Below are 21,717 nucleotides of genomic sequence, written 5' to 3'. Positions count from 1 at the left end.
TTGATTTCCGCTGCGGACACTTGCTTTCCGCGGGGCGGACGGTGAGCCTCCTCGGTGCTTTGCACTTTTGGGGTCTCAACTCTCCCGCTGCTCCCGCCGGAGTCAAATGCCCTACGCTCCAATCAACTCAGCAAATGAACAAAATGTTGCATTTTGAACAACAAACTTAAAAAACAGCCTCAATATAGGTTTGTTAAAACCCTCTCCTACTTTACTATCTCTGTCTCCCGGCAATTATTCTCCATTTGTCCTTTTTTGTTTTCCCATCTATTTCTATGATTTTGGATCGGCCTTGTCCCCTGACTGAGAGGATGTCGCTTTGCTGGCATTCAAATGAGGGGTTTTCTATTTGCGTCCAATTGACTTTAACCAGCCCCTGTTGGATATAGAGCTGGGATTTTTGTCTTGAGATGTTGTATACGGCTGAGATGACTGTGTCCAATCTTAGGGATGAAGTGGTGATGGAGCTTTCTTTCCACACTTCTGATGATTGGATCGCCTGAGAAAAGGGCTGTTTTTTCAAAGATACTGCCGCTCTGCCAATTGACTGCAGCTGCAGGCTGATATACTCTTCAATTTCTTGAGCTGCAAAAAACTGGATTCTGTCCTCTTCAAATAGGATATCACCAAATTTCCCTCTTTTTAGTCCCAGTGACATCAGGCTGCCGAGGACTTGCGGGTGTTCAATGGTAACAAACTTCTTTGGATATTCCAATTCAAACAGCCGAATTTTAAAATCTTCTTCATCGCTTGTATAATAATCCGGAAATATCAGTGCTCTCTTTCTTTCAGCCCCTGTTGTTCCGCCAAATAAAGCAAATAAGATTCCCGAATCCTGTCCTATGATGCTTTTTAGGATTTGCTGCTCCCTTGGATCAAGAAAATCAGTAAGCTTCGGTGCATATGTATTTTCCACAAGATTTTTCCAGTTAAGGACCAGGTCAATAAATTCTCTTTCTTCCGGCCGAAAGTGCTGATAAATAGACAAATTTTTGCGGGCCTCCTTTTACACAAATAAAAAAGGGCCATTTTGATAGCCCAGTTTTGTCAGTCTTATGAAATCCAATAAAAAAGCTGCTGCAAGCCTCCAGTGGCAAATCGCAAAACTAAGATAGCCACAATTGGAGAAATATCAATCATTCCGAGCGGCGGAATGATTTTGCGGAAAGGCTCAAGGTACGGTTCACAAATCCTTGCCAGAAACTGGCCAAAAGCCGATTCCCTTGCATTAGGGAACCAGGACAGCAGAATATAAATAATCAGTGCCCATGAGTAATAATAAATTGCAGATGACAATATTCCAAATACTAATTCCATTAAGTGCTACCACCTCGTATTTTCTAATTCTTGTTCTTTCATCAGCTGAGAGATGTTCCCTGATACTTCAACATTGTCAGGTGTACACAGGAAAATATCAGTGCCAATCTTCTGAATGTCTCCGCCGATGGCATAAACGGTTCCGCTTAGGAAGTCAACAATGCGCTTTGCCTGATCTTTTTCTATTCTCTGCAGATTGACTACAACAGCTCTTCTGTTCTTCAGCTGATCCGCAATATCCTGCGCTTCGGCATATACCCGCGGTTCAACAAGAACTACTTTAGAAGATTTCTGCACACTTTGAAGGCTGACAATGTTCTGTTTTTGAACTGGCTGCTGCTGTTTCTGCACCTGCTTCACCGGCTCTCTTTCTTCTTCGATGATTTCCTCTTCCTTATAGTCATATTCATCATCTAGGAAGAAAAATGTTTTAAATTTTGATTTTATACTCATTTTATTAAACCTCCTGACCCTCTTGGCCTACTAAAGCTGTCCCAATCCTAACCATTGTGGCACCTTCTTCAATTGCCAGAGAAAAATCATTGGACATGCCCATTGAAAGCTCAGTGCAAGGAGCAAAATCAAATCCCAGATCTTTAACCTGTTTTTGAAGGTCCTTGAGCTTCCGGAAACAGGCACGCAGCAGATCCTTGTCTGATGTATGTGGCGCCATTGTCATCAGGCCAATGATATTGAGATTTTTATAATCAGCCAGGCTTGAAATAAAGTCAGCTGCCTCTTCAGGATTTATTCCCTGTTTCGACGCTTCGCCTGAAACATTGACCTGTACAAAGCAATTTATCTTTCGATCCGCCCGCTTGTCGATTTCCTTCGCAAGGGATAGCCTGTCCAGTGAATGAATATAGTCAACTTTATCAATAATATTTTTTACTTTACGAGTTTGCAGTGTTCCGATAAAATGCCAGGTTGGCCTGTCTTTTAAAACTTCCCATTTAGCAAGAAGTCCTTCATCCCTGTTTTCACCTAAATGATGAATACCTGCTTCAAAGGCTTCTTGTGCCCTTTCCGCTGAAACGTACTTAGTAACAGCAATTACGGTAATTTCTTCCGGCTTGCGGTTGGCCTTTATACACGCTCCGCGGATGGCAGTCTCTATTTGCTTTAAATTATCCTCTACTCTCATTTAATTCCCTGCTTCCTCCTTCCAGCCAATAAAACTCATCATCCTGCCGGTATTCCCCCTATCTCTTCGGTGGGAGAAAAAATAGTCTGCATGACAGCTTGTGCAATAATCAGTCATCATGATATTTTCATGTGGGATCCCTGCGTTTACAAGGATTTTCGTATTTAGTTCTTTTAGGTCAAGCTGGAATTGATTGTCACTAATTTGATTATATGGCTTTATATCGACATCTTCTAGTATTTTTTGCACTTTTGAAATAACACGATCATCAACAATATAACAGTTTCCGCAAATGGAAGGGCCAATCACGGCTTGGACCTCTTTTAAGTCTATGCCTTCACCTGCAAACAGTTCAGCCATATTCCTGCCAATCCCGCCAACAGTGCCTTTCCAGCCGGCATGGGCAATGCCTATGGCTCCTGTCTTTTCATGCAGGAAATAAAGGGGCACACAATCGGCATAACATAGGGTCATAAGGACACCTTTAGAATATGTGAAAAAGCCGTCGGTACCTGGAAAGGAATCCTCGTAAACAAGAGCACCTTTTCCTTTATCATTTTCAGTAACTTTTTTTATATTTACATCATGTGTTTGTTCAGCGCCAACCCAATTTTCAATTGAAAAGCCAAGCAAGTCAGCCACATGCTGCCGATTTTGGCTGACTGCTTCATAGCTGTCATTCACATGTAATCCTACATTTAGAGTTTCAAATTCATTGCGGCTGAAGCCGTCATTTTTTGTTGTAAAACCAGCGGTTATATTGGGAAAACGATCCGCCCACTCTTTTATGACAAAATACTCTTCCTTTTTTAAAGTAAATGGTTCCATGCGATTAACCCCATTTTATTTTTCTATAGTTTACCACAAGGAAGGCAGTGATGACACCATTAACAACTCTTATGCTTCATCCTCTATATATTTCGGCTCAATCGCATCCTGATAGCGGACAAGTATGACATCCTCACCGATTTTTATAATGTTTTTCCAGGGAATGACAATATCTGCGTCTCTGCCAAAGAAGCCTAATACTTTCCCCGCTCCTCCAATAATGACCGCTTCAATTTTCCCTGTACTAATATTAATATCTATATCCCCAATATTTCCAAGCTTTTTGCCGTCAGCTACATTTACAACATCCTTCATTTGAAATTCAGATATTTTCACCATCGACACTTCACTCCCAATTTATGTTCTTATTCAATATATGTTTGCTTCTATGAGAAAAATGTTTGCTAAATATAAAAAGCAGCCAAATTGGCTGCTAGCTTTGAATATTTTTATTCATTTGTTTGATGGCCGCTTTTTCAAGCCTTGAAACTTGTGCCTGGGAAATGCCGATTTCCTCTGCCACTTCCATTTGAGTTTTGCCTTGGAAGAAGCGTTTTCTGAGAATCAGTTTTTCCCGTTCATTCAGTCTCCTCATTCCCTCTTTGAGCGCTATTTCCTCAATCCATTGAATATCTTTGTTCCGTTCATCGCTAAGCTGATCCATCACATAAATTGGATCCCCGCCATCATTATAAATCGGCTCAAATAAGGAAACAGGATCCTGGATGGCATCTAATGCAAAAACGATTTCTTCATGTGGCACATCCAGCTCTTTAGCTATTTCTTCGGCTGTAGGCTCTCTGGATGTTTTACTCATGAGACGTTCCCTTACTTGCAGAGCTTTATAAGCAATGTCCCTTAAAGAACGAGAGACACGGATCGGATTATTATCACGCAGATACCTGCGTATTTCCCCAATAATCATCGGAACGGCATAGGTGGAAAACTTAACGTTTTGACTTAAATCAAAATTATCAATAGATTTCATCAGACCGATACAGCCGACCTGGAAAAGGTCATCAACAAATTCGCCTCTGTTGTTAAAACGCTGAATCACACTCAAGACGAGGCGCAAATTGCCGTTGACGAGTTTTTCCCGTGCGGTTATATCCCCCTTATGCATTTGCTTGAAGAGCTCTCTCATTTCTTCGTTTTTTAAAACTGGAAGCTTTGAAGTATCAACACCGCAAATTTCTACTTTATTTCGAGTCAATCCATTTCCCTCCTCACAGGAGCTGCTGTACAAAAAACAGTATCTCCTTGGAAAGGAAAAATATGCACCGGCTAATCAGGCTTCCGGATGGGGAAATGGTCAAAGCATCATTAACACTAGGTTTTCACCTTGCAAAATTTTGTAAAAAATATTCAAGGCTTTAAACTTCTAAACCATCTTATTAAATTCTTTTTTAAGTCTTTTTATAATTCTTTTTTCCAGGCGGGAAATATAGGACTGGGAAATTCCCAGCATATCTGCCACATCCTTTTGAGTTTTTTCTTCACCTGATCCGAGGCCGAATCTAAGTTCCATGATCTGTTTTTCACGATCCGAAAGCTGATGCAATGCCTTTAACAGCAGCTTTTTATCAACATTTGCTTCGAGATCTTTTGTAATGATGTCATCCTCAGTGCCCAGAACATCAGATAGAAGAAGTTCATTGCCATCCCAATCAATATTTAATGGTTCATCAAAGGAAACTTCAGAACGAATTTTATTGTTCCTTCTTAAATACATGAGAATTTCATTCTCAATACAGCGCGATGCATATGTAGCCAGTTTGATTTTTTTCTCCGGGTTAAAAGTATTTACTGCTTTAATAAGCCCAATGGTTCCAATACTGATTAAGTCCTCTATATTAATGCCTGTATTTTCAAACTTCCTGGCAATATACACAACAAGGCGAAGATTTCTTTCAATTAAAATGGACCTTGCCGCTTTATCCCCTTTTGGAAGCTTAATCAGGAGCATTTCTTCTTCTTCCTTACTGAGTGGAGGAGGTAATGCTTCGCTGCCGCCTATATAATATACTTCATCTGTTTTGATCCCCAGCTTAATCAACAATTTATACCAATAGTAGGATAAGCGAAGTTTTAACTTTTTCATGAATTGTCCTCCTTCTAAATTAAGTTCGTGCAGAGTATAGTATATTAACTTACTTTTGCATCCGGCTTCATTGTACTTCTGCCTGTAAGCATCTTTGGGTGTACGATGCACTGAAATGAATCGTCTGATGAAAGCTGCTGCATGGAAAATGATATTAATCCGCGGTCTGCTTCGATTATTTCATTCTCTTTTTCAAAGAGAATCCGGTCAGGCTTAAACCCTATGATTAATTGGTGTTCTTGTCCAACAACCTTACATGGAATGACCCTCATTTTATGCTCCCAATCCACTCCAATTGACTCGCTGCCCATAATGATATCCTCCGGGTTTCCTGCCAGTTTACTAATTTCAGGCGGAAACTCATCCAGCCTGTCTTTTATGGATATGAACATAACAGGCATCTTCGAAATGGGATCGTATAACTGGTTGCCGCTGTCAATCAGGCCATTGAAACAATATTCTGTTTCATTGATCACAACACGCACCAGGATAAAAGAGTCATACTGAATTTTTGTCATCTCAATTCCCTCAACATTTCTCTTTGAAAAATGCCAGGCAAGAGGAAACCCTATAACCACGCACAGCCAGCTGATTGGATCACCAAAGCCTTTAATACTGGCCATCATGACAGATGAAGAAAGCTTAAAATCAAAATTGATAAAATAATGAATTCCTATTAAGGAGCCTCCAACTAAAAAAGTAGCAAAATAAAAAGTCATGAGAGCTTTTACAAAATAACGTAACCTCTTAAAGCCGAAAACAACCAGTACCATTACAATCGAGAATAGCAGCTTAGTGAACGGATGACCTGAATATTCATTAAAAGGTGTAAATGCTAATAAAATAATGATGGATCCTATGAAGCCACCCGCAAAAATTCTCCATAGTCCGGTTTCTCTTTTTAGAATTATGGCTGTTAAATAAAGGAGCAGGCTGTCAAACATAAAATTCAATGCCCAGATAACATCCAAATAGACCGTCAATTATCTTCCTCCTTTATAAAGTGAAACTTCAATCAGTGGGGGTTTTCCTTATCCCCCGCTGATTGTTAGTTGAACCAATCGGGCCTTTACGGGCAGTTTGACCCCCACTTTTCCTCCGTTGATTTCTCTGAGTCTTGAAGTGGGGTCTTACTGCCCGTTAGACTGCGATAAAATCAGAATCTGATAGATTGACGTGAGGTTCCAATTCTCTCATAAAGTTAAAGTGCTTTGATTCTGTTAGAAAAAAGTATAGCGCATTTCAGTAAAGAAAGTGTGTCGCTTTCTGTATGCAAAAAGATAGAAATTTTCCCTATTCCCAACGGATTTTGTCATTATTTTTCTATTCATTGCACTCCTTTTTTCACTGGGTGTGATTTATATCACATTTTTTGTTTTGATTATCAACTATAATGACAGTGAAAATATTAAAAAGGAGTTTTGCTGATATGCTAGACACAAAAACAATCGAAATTATTAAAAGCACTGTACCTGTACTTGAAAAACATGGTGAAGATATTACGAAAACCTTCTATAAACTGATGTTTACAAATCACCCTGAACTGCTGAACATTTTCAATCACGCTAATCAAAAACAGGGACGTCAGCAAAAAGCACTTGCAAATTCAGTATATGCTGCGGCTAAATATATCGATAACCTCGAAGCTATTATTCCGGTTGTCACACAAATCGCACATAAACACAGATCATTAGGAATTAAACCTGAACATTATCCAATTGTGGGAGAACACTTAATTCTTGCAATTAAGGAAGTACTGCAGGAGGCAGCAACTGAAGAAATTATTGATGCTTGGGTTAAAGCATATGGTGTAATAGCTGATGCATTCATCGGATTGGAAAAAAACCTTTATGAGGATGCAGCACATAAGCCAGGAGGCTGGAATGACTTCAGAACTTTCACTGTGGCTAAAAAGGTGAAAGAAAGTGATGTGATTACATCCTTCTACTTTACACCGGCTGATGGAGGAAATATTTCCGGTTACCTTCCGGGTCAATATATTAGTGTGAAATTAACGATTCCAGGTGAAGAATACACACATATTCGCCAATACAGCCTGTCTGATTCCCCGGAAAAATCTTATTACCGGATTTCTGTTAAGAAAGAAGAAGGCTACTCTGAAAAGCCGGACGGAAAGGTTTCCAGCTATCTTCATAATGACCTTAACGAAGGCGATCAGATAGAGATTAGTGCTCCTGCTGGAGAATTTGTTCTGGAGAATGTGGATAAGCCTGTAGTTCTGCTTAGCGGCGGGGTAGGCATTACACCAATGCACAGCATGCTGCGTCATCTTGATGCAGCAGGAGTAAATCATGAAACTATTTTTGTTCATGCTGCACTTAATGGAAATGTACATGCATTTACCGGTGAAGTTCAGGAGATTGAAAAGAATAATCCCTTAGTTAAAACATATTTCTGCTATGAAAAGCCAACAGATAGAGATAAAACAGAAAAAGTATACAGCAAAGAAGGCTATATTACTACTGAGTGGTTAAAAACAATCGTGCCAAATAAAGAAAGTATGGTTTATATGTGCGGTCCAGTTCCTTTCATGCAGGCTATGTATGAAGCATTACTTGGTGCAGGTTTTAAAAAGGAAAATATCCGCTATGAATTCTTCGGGCCATCAATGCAATTAAAGGAAACTCAATCAGTTTAAAAATTTAATAAGCATGGCTCATCACTTTGAGCCGTGCTTAAATGTGTAAAAACTTTGATGACAATTGTAAAAACACCTGGAATCGAGCTGATTCCAGGTGTTTTTTCATTCATATATTATCTTCTGCGGTTACGATTGCGAAGGAACGTCGGGATATCCAACGTTTCTTCCGGCTGATGAGATTGGCTGCTTCTTACAGTTTCCTGTGGAGCTTCCTCTCTCTTTGGCTCACGCTTCATAGCTGTTCCCATATTTGGAGCAGACTTAGGCTGTCCAAATGATGGCCTCATAGGCTTAGGCTGGATCACTTCTTCATTAAATCCCGTTGCAATGACCGTCACTACGATCTCATCTTTAAGATTTTCATTTATAACAGAACCGAAGATCATATTTACGTCCTGATCTGATGCCGAAGCAACAATGTCAGCAGCTTCCTGTACTTCATAAAGGCTTAGATTCGACCCGCCGGTAATATTCATTAAGACGCCTTGTGCGCCATCAATGGATGTCTCGAGTAAAGGAGATGAAATCGCCTTTTTCGCGGCTTCTGCTGCACGGTTTTCTCCTGCAGCAACACCAATTCCCATTAGGGCTGAACCTTTATTTGACATGATTGTCTTCACATCTGCAAAGTCAAGGTTAATTAATCCCGGGACAGCGATTAAATCGGAAATACCCTGAACACCCTGGCGAAGAACATTATCCGCTTCGCGGAATGCTTCAAGCATTGGCGTACTTTTATCAACGATTTCTAATAGCCTGTCGTTTGGAATCACGATCAGTGTATCAACCGCTTCCTTCATAGCAGCAATTCCGCCGGCTGCCTGAGTGGAACGCTTGCGGCCTTCAAAGGTGAAAGGGCGCGTAACAACACCGACAGTAAGAGCACCCAAATCGCGTGCAATCTGGGCGATTACTGGAGCCGCTCCGGTTCCAGTTCCTCCTCCCATACCAGCAGTAACAAATACCATATCCGCACCTTTAAGTGCTTCTTCTACCTGCTCTTTACTTTCTTCTGCTGCTTTTTTGCCTACCTCAGGGTTGGCACCAGCTCCAAGCCCTCTTGTAAGCTTGCCTCCGATTTGCATTTTCACTTCTGCTTTTGATAAATTCAGCGCCTGTGCATCCGTGTTAACTGCAATAAACTCGACACCTTGAACACCATGCTCAATCATTCTGTTTACTGCATTGTTACCGCCGCCTCCAACGCCGATGACTTTTATAGTTGCTAATGAATCCAAATTTGTATCAAATTCCAACATGACTTATCCTCCTAATTCGTCGACATTCCTAAGAACACCCTTATTTGATTCGCTTTTTAACGCACTCCCATAATGGGGCTGCAGTGCTTTTTCTATCCGCCGTATGGCTTTCGATTCCGTTTCCCTAACCCTTGCGAATCAAATCAAGTTATTCGAAAAAGTATCCGAGGAACTTTTTAACTCTTGATGTGATCTTTTCTTCCGGCTGTTTTTCCGGCTTTGTTTTTGGTTGCGGTTGCGGTTTTTGCACTCGGTTTTCTTTTGCTTCAGGGACAGTCACTGGCTGCTCCATTTTTCTGCCCTGTATTTTAGCATTCTTATATGCGAACTTAATCAATCCAACTGCAGTTGTGTACTGCGGTTCCCTTACTCCAATATAATCTGGAATTGCAATGCGGACTCTGTTTTGGAAAACATCCTGTGCCAGTTCAAGGATCCCCTGAGTGTTCGCAACACCCCCAGATAATACATAGCCGCCAGGAAGATCTTTTGCACCAATACGTTTCACTTCGTGCTGGATAAGATCAAAAATCTCCTCCATTCGCGCTTCTATAATATCTGAAATCTCCAGCTGATTAAATTGCTGATGCTGATCACTTCCAATGATGGGCACACTGAATACCTCATCTTCGGATGCATGATCATAGAACGCATAGCCATACTTTGTTTTAATTTTTTCTGCATCATCTGTAGAAGTACGGAGTCCGATTGACAAGTCTTTTGTAATATGGTCTCCACCTACAGGAAGGACACTGGTTGCCTTTAAATAACCATTTTCGAATATGGCAATGGTTGTGGAGCCGCCGCCAATATCAACAAGTGCAACTCCAAGATTTTTCTCATCCTTGGATAATGCGAATGCACCTGCCGCAAGAGGCTGTAGTGTAATATCCATGATTTCAAGGCCAGCGCGTTCCACACAGCGCAGTGTGTTATGTAAAATCGTTTTTGATCCGGTAATAATGGTGCCTTCCATTTCCAGGCGCACACCAATCATTCCTCGGGGATCACTGATCTCGTCCAATCCGTCGACAATAAACTGTTTTGGAATGACATCGATGATATCCCTTTCCGGCGGGATCGATACAACTTGTGCCGCATCTATAACTCTAGCAACATCCTCGTCTGTTATTTCCCTATTTTCACTAGAGACCGCGACAACACCATGGGATGGCTGAAGCATAACATGATTGCCTGTTATTCCCACAATCACATTTTTTATTTCCATACCTATCATTCTCTCAGCCTGTTCGATTGCCTTTTTAATAGAATGAACTGTTTCGTCTATATCAACAATAGAGCCCTTGCGCAGCCCCTCTGAATGTACATTGCCAACACCAATAATATTTAAAGAGTCATTGACCATTTCCCCAATGATTACTTTTACACTGGATGTACCGATGTCAAGACTAACATATATTTCATTGCTGTTCATTCTCTGGCACCTCCTTTTTTTGCTATTCCGAATATTGAACAACAATAATTTTTTGCTGTTATTTGTTTTAATAAGTTAGTTTATCTATAAAATTATTCGTCAAAACTAATATTTTCCCTTTTTTAAATATCATTTTTTTCTGTTTTTTCTCTGTTTTGAGACCATTTTGCAATTAATATTCTTCTGATGACCGCAATATTCTGGAATAGCCTGACCCCAAAAGCAAATACTGCTGCTAAATACAAGTCTACACCAAGATGCACACCCAGAAAAGCTAAACTTGCTGCCAGCAGGATGTTAAAAAAGAAACCGGAAACGAAAACTTTTTCATCATAAATGTTTTGAAGCTGCGCCCGAATCCCGCCGAATAGAGTATCCAATGCAGCAAGAACAGCAATGGACAGATAATTCGAGTATTCATCCGGCACTTTTATATCTGTCATAAGTCCAAGTATCACACCTATGATCAATCCTAAAACGGGAAGCCACATTATGATTTGCCTCCTTCATCAGGTTTCACAGGCTCCATATATCTGATTCTCAACGCCTCGTCATATGCAGGAACAGTAATTGGCTCTGCAGACTTTTCCACCTTTACCCGAAGATTGTCAATGAAGAATTCTTCTGCAGATTTTGATACCTGCATGCGGTTAAAAAGCTTCTCTGCAGATTGAACATTCTCAGTGATTACTTTCACTTCAATAGGCAAGGATTTTAAGGCATAACCGTCTATCATGGTCTCCCTGTTAATGTCCCTTATGACGGTAGTGTTGATGACCCTTCTGCCTCCAATAGATATGTGCATGGCATCATACATATTTAACTCGTTTACCAGTCGCTTAAGTAAATCAGGGGAAACAGAATCAGCCTGCTTGCCCAGGAGCAGCTCCTCATGCACCGGTTCTATGGTTAAGATTATGCCAGGTCCCGTCACTTCACTTAATCCGGCTTCCATTTTTAATTCCTTCAGTGTCTCACGAAGCACTTGTTCTTTGCTTTGTTTGCGCTTTGTTTCATATTGGGCAATTTTCTCTTCGTTTGAACTGATTTCACGCAAAAGTTTTAATTGCAGTTCTTTTTCTTTAAGGATGTCAGCTCTAAGCTCCCACGTATCTCTCGTATCACGGACAGCCGGTTCCTTAACTGTTTGAAACTGTATGGCAATCATAAAGCCAATTACAACTGTTATAAAGGTAAAGCTTAACTTCTTTTTGCTGTCCACTTTAATTCCACCTTGCTTTCCCGAATAAATTATTCTGTGGACAAATTTTATACGAATGCTGGTTTGGCTTTACGAACCCAGTAATGGTTCAATGATAATTTCGCCCTTTTCCTCTAAAGTGAATTGGATGTTTTCATCTACCAATGTATCTTTCACCCCGCCTGTGAGATTCAGAGCTGACGAAAGAACTTCGGCATCACCAATGGCAGTAATGACAAAAGGGGCAGGATGCTGATAGCCGTCTACTTCTATCACAGGCCCATTGCATACAATATATGAACTATGCGACAGCCTCTGCCCGTTTATGGCAACTGCGGAAGCACCGGAAATATAGAGCTCATTAATTACTTTAAAGACATGGTGTTCATGTACAATATAATTATTAATGTTATCTTCATCAGGATCATAATCGCCATCTGCAAGAGTAACTTCAACACCCGGGCCCTTTACTTTAACTTTTCCAAGATGCATCCGGTACTTTTCAGCATCCTCGGCTAGATTAAAATAAACCTGTGCTTCCTGTGAAAGCTCCTTTTCAATATCAAGAACGTTTTCCTGCTTTTGATTTAATTCTTTTTGAAGAGCTCTGTTTTTTTCCTCCAGTTCAACAAGCTGATTACGGAGCTCCAGGTCTCTTTCCCATTGCTTCCCGCTTAATGCCGGCTTTTCTTCTTCTCCCTGTGTAAGGTGATAGGAAAAAGCCATCATGTAACCCAGAACGAGAAAGACCAGGGAGAATATTACATGATTACCCTTCACCTTCATTTTCTTCTTCAATCTCTTCAGCTCCCTCTTTTTCATAAGCTTTAAAATAAGAGCCTACTTCCAAGTCAATGACTCCCTTTTTTTCGGGATCCAGCTGGCTTATGATAGAAGGGTAGTGTGCCATTTTTTCTGAAAAACTTCTTAGTGTAGCGCTGACTTCAAAACCATCATTCATATACAAAGTAATATGATTGGAATCTGTCTTTTTTGGAGAGTGGTGGACTTCTGAAATTGAATTTAATACCTCTTCGGGCAGTGTTTCCAGTTCTCCGATCATCATATCAAGGATGTCACCCTCAGAAAAGCCATTTAGGATTGGTGCGTTAACAGGGATCTCTGCAGCTTTTTCATCCTTTAATATGCTCCCATTCTCCATTACAGGAAGGTAGTGCTTCTCTTTCGCTATGTAGGCAATGCGCTTTAATTCATCTACCTGTATAATGATTGTGCTTGGCAGCTGAATCTTAACAGTTGAAGATTTTATTTCAGGCAGCTCTTTAAGCTTACCCTCCATACCCTCTTCATCAACCTTCCAAATATTTGTTTTTTCAGTAACACCGCTGATTTGGATAATTTCTTCTTTATCATAAATTGAATTGCCGGATACTTTAATTTGTTTAATATGGCTTAAGGGCGATTGAAAGTAGATAACTAAAACAATCAGCGAGAAAAAAAGCAGCAGCAAAAAGATCAGCCTTCTGTTCGCTTTCTTTTTTCTTTGCTGCTTAAGCTTCGGGATTCGATCCTCAAGCGAGACAACCTTACTTTTCTCCACATTTATCACCCCATCAAGAAAAGCGCAAGGACAATAAATTAAATTAATCAAATGGCTTGTCCAGCACAATTTATGCAATTAAAAAATTAGGGAAGAGAACGGCATGTGAAACATGCCGTTAACACTGCATATACTGTTATCTAATTAATCATTATATCACAATAAATGGTATCTGTGAGGTATTATTTCCCGTTACTTTCGACCGATTATTTCCACTTCTGTCTCCATTTTTACTCCGTACATATCAAAGATTGTATCCTTAATATGCTGAATAAGCGCCAGGACATCTTCCGCTTTTGCATCTCCTGCATTCACGATGAAATTCCCATGCATATTGGAAATTTGAGCACCTCCAATGGAGTGGCCTTTCAAGCCGGCTTTCTCAATGAGATGACCGGCATATTCAGGGAGCGGGTTACGGAAAATACTGCCTGCACATGGGAAGTTCCAAGGCTGAGTTTCCTTCCTGTAATCCTTATTCTTTTGCATAGCGGAGGATATTTTTTCCCGGTCTCCCTCTGTAAGCTGAAAAACGGCCTCAAGAACAATTCCTGGACGCTTCTTTTGAAGAACGGAGGTTCTATAAGAAAATTCCATTTCCTCATTCGTGAGCCAGCCCATTTTCCCATCCTCAAAAAGAACATGTGCCTTGGTCAGAATTTGCGAAATATCTGAACCGTGAGCACCAGCGTTCATATAAACTGCTCCGCCTACCGACCCGGGAATCCCGCTGGCAAACTCAAGTCCTGACAAGCCTTTTTTACTGATTATGGTGGAGAGAGCTACCAATGAATAACCGCCGCCAGCTTTCAGCTCTGTTCCATTAAGATCCATGTGGTCCATGCCGCGGCCCAATTTAATGACCACGCCTTCTATGCCGCCATCAGATACGAGCAGATTCGATCCTCTTCCAATCGCTCTCCAGTTCAATTCAAATTGACGGATCAATTCCATCGCTTTTGCCAGGTTTTCTATGGAAGAAGGCTCAATAAACAAATCGGCGGGACCGCCAATCTTCATTGTTGTATGATTAGCCATTGGTTCATTTTCTTTGATTGTTCCAATGTTTAATTCTCTAAGTTTGCTGATAAATCCGTCCATATTTACCTCCCTTTCTATTGATTTCAACCTAAATTTATTTATTCTATGCAAATTAACGATTCAGGGCTACTTTCCGCTATCTGAAACCAATTCTGCCATTAGTTTGTAAAGTCTATTTGATGCATCCCGGATTCCAAGTTTTCTCGAAGCTTCCTTCATGCTATCCATTTTATCTTTATCGAGAATAATTCGGTCAATGCTATCAATAAGTTTTTTGCCTGTTAATTCTTTTTCAAGCAATAGCTCTGCAGCACCATGGTCACTAAGCGCTCTTGCATTTTTCTCCTGGTGGTTATTTGTTACATACGGGCTCGGGATTAATATGCTTGGAATGCCTAAAGAAGTTATTTCTGCCAATGTGGTGGCTCCTGCACGTGATACGACAAGGCTGGCTCCGGCCAGCACTTCTGGCATATTGTGAATAAATGGTTTGATAATTACGTTTTCAGGATTTCCCACAAGCTCTACTTCTTTTTGCACATCCTCATAGTGCACATCACCTGTAATATAAAGAACCTGATATGGCTTTTCACCAAGCTCAGCCAGTGTTTTTAATACTGCATCATTTATCGGCCTTGCTCCTCTGCTGCCGCCAAAAATTAACACAGCAGGAACTCCTGTCTTTAATCCTGCAGATAGCCTTCCCCTGATTCCATCCTGTCCCAAAACCTCTGATGCACGCGGATTCCCTGTCATGACGGTTTTAGTTTCCGGAAAAAAAGCCTTTGCTTCTTCAAAACAAACTGCAATTTTATCTACATATCTGCTTAAGAATTTATTGGTTAATCCAGGGACACTGTTTTGCTCATGAATTATGGTTGGGATCCCAAGCTTGGAAGCAGCATATACAACAGGTCCGCATACATATCCGCCTGTACCGATGACAACATCTGCCTTAAATTCCTTAAGCATCATTTTGCTGTCACGAACGCCTTTCAGGAACCTTAAGACAGTTTTCACATTATCCAAGGAGATTTTTCTTTTAAAACCGGTTATATGTATTGAGTTAAAAGGGATATTTTCACGATTCACAATCGTGTTTTCAAGCCCTTTTTCAGTTCCAATATATAAAAATTCAGCATCCTTATGTTCTTTCTGAATTTGTCTTATAAGCGCAAGTGCCGGATATATATGACCGCCAGTTCCTCCGCCGCTAACAGCAATTTTCATTCTTTCACCTCATAAAAGAGTTATAATCTATAGCATTCATTTGTTAAGCCTCGGTAAATATTTATAAAGGGCCATAGCGTGTTGGAGTGCAAACACTCCCCCTCATTTCCCTATTCTACTATATTCAAAACAAATAGATAGGAACGAACATCATAATGTTAAAGAAATGTAATAATGTGCAAAATTGCAAAGAAGTTTGATAATTTAGCGTGCCGGATTTGTTATTGCTTCCAAAAAAGAAACCCTGCTTCACAGGGTTTCCTAAAATGCATGTTATAAATGCGCTAGTACCTTGCATATCTGCTAATATTAAGCAGAACCCCTATAGCCATTAGCATCAGTGTCAGGGAAGATCCCCCGTAGCTCAGAAATGGAAGCGTGATGCCCGTAACAGGCATCAGACCTGTTACAACCCCGATGTTGATCATTACCTGAATAGCGACCATTGCTATAATCCCAACAGCCAAAAAACTCCCATATAAATCAGGGGCGCCAAGAGCTATGCGGATGCCTCGCCATAAGAGAAGGGCAAATAACAATATGACAAAAGATCCGCCAATAAACCCAAGTTCCTCAGCTAAAATGGCAAAAATGAAATCTGTCTGCGGTTCAGGAAGATAGAAAAACTTTTGTCTGCTCTGTCCCAGACCAAGGCCGAACAGCCCTCCAGGCCCAATTGCATATAAGGATTGGATAATCTGGAAACCGCTTCCCAGCGGGTCCTCCCATGGGTCAAGAAAGGATGTAATCCTCTTTATTCTGTAAGGGGCTGACAGAACCAGTGCCACAAATCCGGCCAGACCTGCAGCGGCAAACCAGACAAAGTGGCTGATTCTGGCCCCTGCAATGAAAATCATGACAACACAGGTACCCACCATTACAGTTCCAGTCCCTAAATCAGGCTGCAGCATAATTAATCCAAATGCTAGAAACACCAGCCCTAAAGATGGTACAAGACCTTTTCGGAAAGAAGTGATCAGCTTTTGTTTTTCGGAGAGGAATTTTGCCATAAACACAATCATGGCAAGCTTCATAAACTCCGAAGGCTGTATGGAAAATGCACCAACGCCAATCCAGCTCCTGGAACCGTTTCGCACATTGCCTACGCCCGGAACCAGCACCAGTAGCAAAAGCACAAAACAGATGATAATTAACACTTTTGCCCAAGTTCTCCAGGTCCAGTAATCCACATTCATAATAAAAAACATCGCAATAATTCCGACTCCGGCAAAAAGCATTTGCCTTTTCGCAAAAAAGAAAGAATCGTCAAATTTATAATCTGCCCAAATTGCACTGGCACTGTATACCATAGTCAATCCTACAGCAAGCAGCGTTAAAGTGACGATCATTAATATAAAATCGGGAGTGGTTTTTTTAGCCGGCAACGAAAACACCTCGAATGCAAGTTTTAGGGCTGTCAAGTAGAATAATATACCCTGCCGAAATAAGCTTACCCGCTTTCAGGCAGTCTATTGTTTCTTTTTTATAGCTCTAAATGCCACGCGAGGAAGATGAATGCCTTTGCTGAAAGTTTCTTAGTCCCGCAGACAAGCCCTTAACTAAGTTTATGCACCGCATCTATAAACATGTCTCCCCGAACCTCAAAAGTTTTATATTGGTCCCAGCTTGCACAGGCAGGAGAAAGCAGAATCACATCTCCCGGCTCCGAAAGCTTGAAGGCTGCTGGTACGGCGTTTTCAACATTATCGACACGCTCAATTGTTTTTATTCCCGCTTCCATTGCTGCTTTTTCAATCTTTTCAGCAGTTTGGCCAAAGGTTACCAGAGCCTTTACCTTTTTAAGAGATGGAATGAGTTCATCAAAGCTATTTCCGCGGTCAAGACCTCCTGCAAGAAGAAGAACAGGCTGATCAAATGCTGCGACTGCATTCTTCGTTGCAAGGATGTTCGTTGCTTTAGAATCATTATAAAATTTCCTATTTTGATATTCCCCAACATATTGCAGGCGGTGCTTTACACCTGTAAACGAGCTCAGAATCCGGCTGATGGCTTCATTCCCGACTCCTGTCAGCTTGGCAGCAGCCACTGACGAAAGGATATTTTCAAGGTTGTGCTCTCCTGGCAATGATACATCTTTTCTTTCCATCACTTGTTCATCATTAAAATAAATCCAGCCATCTTTAACATATGCACCTTCAGACAGGACTTTGGAAGTCGAAAAAGGAATGATCTGAGCCTTTGACCGGGCAGCACATTCCATTACTTTATCCTGGTCGGCATTGACAATGAAATAATCCTGTTCAGTCTGATTCATCGTTATGTTTGCTTTGGCTGCATGGTAATCTTCTCTTGTGCCATGGTAATCCAAATGGGCATCATATAAATTGGTTAAAATGGCAATTCTCGGCCTGAAATCCTGAATGCCCATCAGCTGAAACGATGAAAGCTCAATCACGATATTGTTTTCTTCCGCGGCATTCTGGGCAACTTCTGAAGCTACTGTACCAATATTTCCAGCTATCAGCGGCATCTTGCTCCCTGCCTGAAGCATTTCAAACACAAGAGTAGTCGTTGTCGTTTTTCCATTAGTGCCAGTAATCGCAATAAAAGGAGCTTCAGAAACCTGATAGGCAAGCTCCACTTCTGTAATAACCGGTATGCCCTTTTCAAGGGCTCCTTTTATCATTGGATTATGATAAGGTATACCGGGATTTTTCACAATCAGCTCAAACCCCTCTTCAAGAAGTTCAATGGGATGGCCACCGCAAATAACTGTAATCCCCTGCTCAAGCAGTCCTTGTGCTTCAGGATTTTCTGCAAGCGGCTTATAATCATTAACAGTCACAAATGCTCCAAGCTTATGTAAAAGGGAAGCTGCACTCACTCCGCTTTTCGCCAGCCCCAGTACTAATATTTTCTTATGTCTATAGCGATTGACTTCTTTCACTTACACCCACACCTCAATATAAATTCCTAAAATTGCAAACAATAACCCAACCGTCCAAAACGTAACAACAACCCGCCATTCTGACCAGCCTGCCAATTCATAATGATGGTGAAGCGGGCTCATGCGGAAAATCCGTCTGCCGGTGGTTTTAAAGGAGGCCACCTGTAGAATAACAGATAATGTTTCAATAACAAAAACCCCGCCGATAATAATCAGGATGATTTCAAGTTTTGTCAGGATGGCTATGGTCGCAATAGCACCGCCAAGAGCCAGTGAGCCCGTGTCTCCCATAAACACCTTTGCAGGATGGGCGTTAAAGACAAGGAAACCCAATACTGCTCCAACTACTGCTACAGAAAAAATGGATACTTCAAATTGGGATTGATTCCAGGCCAGTACTGCAAATGCTCCAAAAGCGATTGCGGCAGTCCCGGAGACAAGTCCATCAAGTCCATCTGTCAGATTGACAGCATTTGAGAATCCGACCAGCCAGAAAATAATAAATAAAACATACCCCCAGCCCAAATCAATCGAAATATCTGTCAGCGGAATATGTACCTCTGTTGAAAAGTCATTCTGCTTATAAACAAAATAAAAAATCACTGAAATAATAATCTGGCCCAGAAGCTTCTGTTTTGAAGTCAGGCCTAAATTACGCTTCAAAACCACTTTAATAAAATCATCCAGGAAACCGAGGAGTCCAAACCCCAGGGTAACCAGAAGCAGCAAATATGTTTCTACTGCAGGCTGTGAAAATTTACTGGTCATAAATAAAGTGGTCACCGTGACGGAAAGAAGAATCATAATCCCGCCCATTGTCGGAGTACCTGTCTTCTTCATATGGGATTTCGGGCCTTCTTCACGGATGCTTTGCCCAAATTTTAACCTTCTCAGGAAGGGAATAAATATGGGAGACAGCAATACCGTAATTAAAAAACCTGCCAATATTGTGAAAAAAATAACTTGCTCCATCATACTTATCCCCTCCTTTCGCGTTTGGCATTACCCGCAGTTTCCGCTAATCTTGCAGCCATTACAGCAATATCATATGTTGTTTCTTTTTCTTTAAGACTTTCTTCATTCGAAATAAGAAAATTAGTTGTGTTCATCTTTTCTTCTGCTTTACTTAATTTATTAATATATAATTCCATGATATCCTTTAAGCCTTTCGTTAAGTCGTTTGTATAAAAAATAGGGAAATGATTTGGGGTGTATGACGGCGTCTCGGCATTCTCATTCCAGATTGCAGCAACAGCCCCTCTTTCAATAGCTTCCTTCAGATTTCCGTCTTCCTCGTAAGGAATATAAATTCCTTTTGGCTGCAGGTCAGAAGAGGACGATGCCACGGTATGAAATTCCAGCTCATGATCCTTTATTCCTTTGGCAGCCGGAAACAATTCCGCTAAATCCTGATACGTCAAATACATTTTATCGCTCCTCTATAGCCTCTTTTGCCACCAGACGGTCATCAAAGTCAAAAACATGGCTGCCTACTATCTGATAGGTCTCATGACCTTTTCCTGCTATTAAGATAACGTCTCCTGCACTGGCATTTTTCACCGCATAGTGAATGGCTTCTTTTCGATCGACGATTATTTTATAACTTTCATCTTTTACTCCCTCTTCCATATCTCTCAGGATTTGGATTGGATCTTCACTTCTCGGATTATCTGAAGTGAAAATTGGGTCTGTACTGTACTGGCATGCAATTTCTGCCATTAACGGACGTTTGGATCTGTCTCTGTCTCCTCCGCAGCCCACGATGGCGAAAATGCGCTTCAGGGCAAATTGCTTTACCGTTTCCAGTGCATTTTTCAGACTGTCCGGTGTATGTGAATAATCAACAATCACAGAAAAATCCTGGCCTGCATCTACGGTTTCAAATCTGCCGGCAACTCCTTTAACTTCTTCTGCAGATTTAATGATTTGAGAGATTGATATGCCTGCAGCGATACCAGCACCAATACTTGCCAGTACATTATAGATGCTGAACTTTCCTATCATTTTTAAAGAAACTTTATGCTTCCCGAATGGGGAAATTAAGTCAAATTCCGTACCGGCAGCAGTCATTTGAATATTAATAGCCCGCAGATCAGCTTCCTGATCAATTCCGTAGGAAATGACATGAGCAGCTGTCGCTTTTTCATATTCTGCGGAGGCAGGGTCATCTGAATTTAAAATGGCATACTTCGGTTCTCCATGATTATAGGCGCTTCCAAGCTGGGCAAACAACAGCCCTTTTGCTCTCCTGTATTCATCCATCGTTTTATGATAATCCAGGTGATCCTGTGTCAGGTTCGTAAATACAGCTATATTAAAATCACAGCCATGAACACGGCCTTCAACAAGTGCATGAGAAGACACTTCCATTACAGCTGAATCCACACCTGCATCTGCCATTTTTCTAAATGTGCTTTGCAAAGTCAGGCTTTCAGGAGTAGTATTTTTCACTTCAAAAGTTTCATCGGCAATCTTCGTATACATCGTGCCAATTAAGCCGGTCTTCCTTCCTGCGTCTGCAAGAATCTTTTCAATTAAATGACTTGTTGTTGTTTTGCCATTAGTCCCTGTTATGCCAATTAAATGAAGCTGCTTGCTCGGCTGTCCATAAAAAGCATCAGCCAGCACGGCCATCGCCCGTTTTGTATTATTAACTACTATAACCGGGATATCTAAGTCCAGCTCTTTTTGGGCCACTATCGCTGCTGCGCCTTTTTCGGCAGCAGAAGCTGCAAAATCATGGCCATCCACCGTATAGCCCTCAATGCAAATAAACAGACTTCCAGGCAGAACTTTTCGGTTATCGTTAACAATCGCTGTGATTTCAGGGTTTTCCCCTTTATATGTCATATAAGGCTGTAAAAATCGCAGCAGTTTATGTAATTCCATCTTTACCATTCCTCTCATGTTAAAACAGAGCAAACTATTCCCTTATTTAATAAAACTGATCAGTATAAAGTGAAACTTCAATTAGTGGGGAGTGCTTTTTCCCCGCTAATTGTTAGTTGAACCAATCGGGCCTTTACGGGC

The 21,717-nt window shown here is 41.0% G+C and carries 23 protein-coding genes; 1 reads left to right on the top strand and 22 read right to left on the bottom strand.

The window, feature by feature from the left end:
* Nucleotides 1-214: 214 nt before the first annotated feature.
* The 9 genes from BK139_RS00120 to spoIIGA all read right to left on the bottom strand — a co-directional run bounded on the left by BK139_RS00120 (nt 215) and on the right by spoIIGA (nt 6,373).
* Nucleotides 215-988 (bottom strand): YlmH family RNA-binding protein, encoded by a 774-nt coding sequence (locus tag BK139_RS00120; protein ID WP_076255652.1) that lies wholly within the window; start codon nt 986-988, stop codon nt 215-217.
* Nucleotides 989-1,053: 65 nt separating this feature from the next.
* Nucleotides 1,054-1,317 (bottom strand): YggT family protein, encoded by a 264-nt coding sequence (locus BK139_RS00115; protein ID WP_009330847.1) that lies wholly within the window; start codon nt 1,315-1,317, stop codon nt 1,054-1,056.
* A gap of 6 nt (nt 1,318-1,323) precedes the next feature.
* Nucleotides 1,324-1,770, bottom strand: coding sequence for a cell division protein SepF (locus BK139_RS00110; protein WP_048007904.1), 447 nt, complete (start codon nt 1,768-1,770; stop codon nt 1,324-1,326).
* 4 nt (nt 1,771-1,774) lie between these two features.
* Nucleotides 1,775-2,461 (bottom strand): YggS family pyridoxal phosphate-dependent enzyme, encoded by a 687-nt coding sequence (locus BK139_RS00105; RefSeq protein ID WP_076255650.1) that lies wholly within the window; start codon nt 2,459-2,461, stop codon nt 1,775-1,777.
* On the bottom strand, nt 2,462-3,289 hold the full coding sequence (pgeF, locus tag BK139_RS00100) for a peptidoglycan editing factor PgeF (RefSeq protein WP_076255648.1): 828 nt from the start codon (nt 3,287-3,289) through the stop codon (nt 2,462-2,464).
* Between the two features lie 69 nt (nt 3,290-3,358).
* The gene (locus tag BK139_RS00095; RefSeq protein WP_076255646.1) at nt 3,359-3,628 is read right to left on the bottom strand and encodes a YlmC/YmxH family sporulation protein; all 270 of its coding nucleotides are present in this window, start codon (nt 3,626-3,628) and stop codon (nt 3,359-3,361) included.
* 94 nt (nt 3,629-3,722) lie between these two features.
* Nucleotides 3,723-4,502, bottom strand: coding sequence for an RNA polymerase sporulation sigma factor SigG (sigG, locus tag BK139_RS00090; protein ID WP_026041699.1), 780 nt, complete (start codon nt 4,500-4,502; stop codon nt 3,723-3,725).
* A gap of 168 nt (nt 4,503-4,670) precedes the next feature.
* Nucleotides 4,671-5,390 carry an RNA polymerase sporulation sigma factor SigE gene (gene sigE, locus BK139_RS00085; RefSeq protein WP_009330857.1) on the bottom strand — a complete coding sequence of 240 codons (720 nt, stop codon included), beginning with the start codon at nt 5,388-5,390 and terminating at the stop codon, nt 4,671-4,673.
* A gap of 44 nt (nt 5,391-5,434) precedes the next feature.
* Entirely contained in the window at nt 5,435-6,373 is a 939-nt protein-coding gene (gene spoIIGA, locus BK139_RS00080; RefSeq protein ID WP_076255644.1) for a sigma-E processing peptidase SpoIIGA, read from the bottom strand.
* A gap of 446 nt (nt 6,374-6,819) precedes the next feature.
* Here spoIIGA and hmpA point away from each other — a divergent pair, with 446 nt between their 5' ends.
* Nucleotides 6,820-8,049, top strand: coding sequence for an NO-inducible flavohemoprotein (gene hmpA / locus BK139_RS00070; protein WP_076255642.1), 1,230 nt, complete (start codon nt 6,820-6,822; stop codon nt 8,047-8,049).
* A 116-nt stretch (nt 8,050-8,165) separates the two neighbouring features.
* Here hmpA and ftsZ read toward each other — a convergent pair whose 3' ends face one another.
* From ftsZ to BK139_RS00005, 13 genes are all read right to left on the bottom strand, one after another.
* On the bottom strand, nt 8,166-9,311 hold the full coding sequence (ftsZ, locus tag BK139_RS00065) for a cell division protein FtsZ (protein ID WP_076255640.1): 1,146 nt from the start codon (nt 9,309-9,311) through the stop codon (nt 8,166-8,168).
* Nucleotides 9,312-9,459: 148 nt separating this feature from the next.
* Nucleotides 9,460-10,746, bottom strand: a complete 1,287-nt coding sequence (ftsA, locus tag BK139_RS00060) for a cell division protein FtsA (protein WP_076255638.1) — start codon at nt 10,744-10,746, stop codon at nt 9,460-9,462.
* 122 nt (nt 10,747-10,868) lie between these two features.
* On the bottom strand, nt 10,869-11,237 hold the full coding sequence (locus tag BK139_RS00055; protein WP_019381715.1) for a small basic family protein: 369 nt from the start codon (nt 11,235-11,237) through the stop codon (nt 10,869-10,871).
* Nucleotides 11,237-11,968, bottom strand: coding sequence for a DUF881 domain-containing protein (locus BK139_RS00050; RefSeq protein ID WP_076255636.1), 732 nt, complete (start codon nt 11,966-11,968; stop codon nt 11,237-11,239). Before BK139_RS00050 ends, BK139_RS00055 begins: the two co-directional genes overlap by 1 nt.
* 69 nt (nt 11,969-12,037) lie before the next feature.
* Nucleotides 12,038-12,769, bottom strand: coding sequence for a DUF881 domain-containing protein (locus BK139_RS00045; protein ID WP_076255633.1), 732 nt, complete (start codon nt 12,767-12,769; stop codon nt 12,038-12,040).
* Entirely contained in the window at nt 12,717-13,508 is a 792-nt protein-coding gene (locus BK139_RS00040; protein WP_076255631.1) for a cell division protein FtsQ/DivIB, read from the bottom strand. The genes BK139_RS00045 and BK139_RS00040 overlap by 53 nt, the downstream gene beginning before the upstream one ends.
* Before the next feature lie 192 nt (nt 13,509-13,700).
* A complete protein-coding gene (murB, locus tag BK139_RS00035; protein WP_076255628.1) occupies nt 13,701-14,609 on the bottom strand; it encodes a UDP-N-acetylmuramate dehydrogenase in 909 nt (302 codons plus the stop codon).
* Between the two features lie 66 nt (nt 14,610-14,675).
* Entirely contained in the window at nt 14,676-15,779 is a 1,104-nt protein-coding gene (murG, locus tag BK139_RS00030) for an undecaprenyldiphospho-muramoylpentapeptide beta-N-acetylglucosaminyltransferase (RefSeq protein WP_076255626.1), read from the bottom strand.
* Between the two features lie 284 nt (nt 15,780-16,063).
* Nucleotides 16,064-17,164, bottom strand: coding sequence for a stage V sporulation protein E (gene spoVE, locus BK139_RS00025; protein WP_048007890.1), 1,101 nt, complete (start codon nt 17,162-17,164; stop codon nt 16,064-16,066).
* A 170-nt stretch (nt 17,165-17,334) separates the two neighbouring features.
* On the bottom strand, nt 17,335-18,687 hold the full coding sequence (gene murD, locus BK139_RS00020) for a UDP-N-acetylmuramoyl-L-alanine--D-glutamate ligase (RefSeq protein WP_076255624.1): 1,353 nt from the start codon (nt 18,685-18,687) through the stop codon (nt 17,335-17,337).
* A complete protein-coding gene (mraY, locus tag BK139_RS00015) occupies nt 18,688-19,662 on the bottom strand; it encodes a phospho-N-acetylmuramoyl-pentapeptide-transferase (protein ID WP_076255622.1) in 975 nt (324 codons plus the stop codon).
* 2 nt (nt 19,663-19,664) lie between these two features.
* A complete protein-coding gene (locus BK139_RS00010; protein ID WP_076255620.1) occupies nt 19,665-20,114 on the bottom strand; it encodes a hypothetical protein in 450 nt (149 codons plus the stop codon).
* A 1-nt stretch (nt 20,115) separates the two neighbouring features.
* Complete coding sequence (locus tag BK139_RS00005) at nt 20,116-21,576, bottom strand: UDP-N-acetylmuramoyl-L-alanyl-D-glutamate--2,6-diaminopimelate ligase (RefSeq protein WP_076255619.1); 1,461 nt, start codon at nt 21,574-21,576, stop codon at nt 20,116-20,118.
* Between the last annotated feature and the right edge of the window lie 141 nt (nt 21,577-21,717).

It is taken from the genome of Paenibacillus sp. FSL R5-0490, from assembly GCF_001956215.1.
Taxonomy (GTDB): domain Bacteria; phylum Bacillota; class Bacilli; order Bacillales; family Cytobacillaceae; genus Cytobacillus.
Note: the sequence above shows the minus strand (reverse complement) of the source record. Positions and strands in the feature narration are given on the sequence as shown.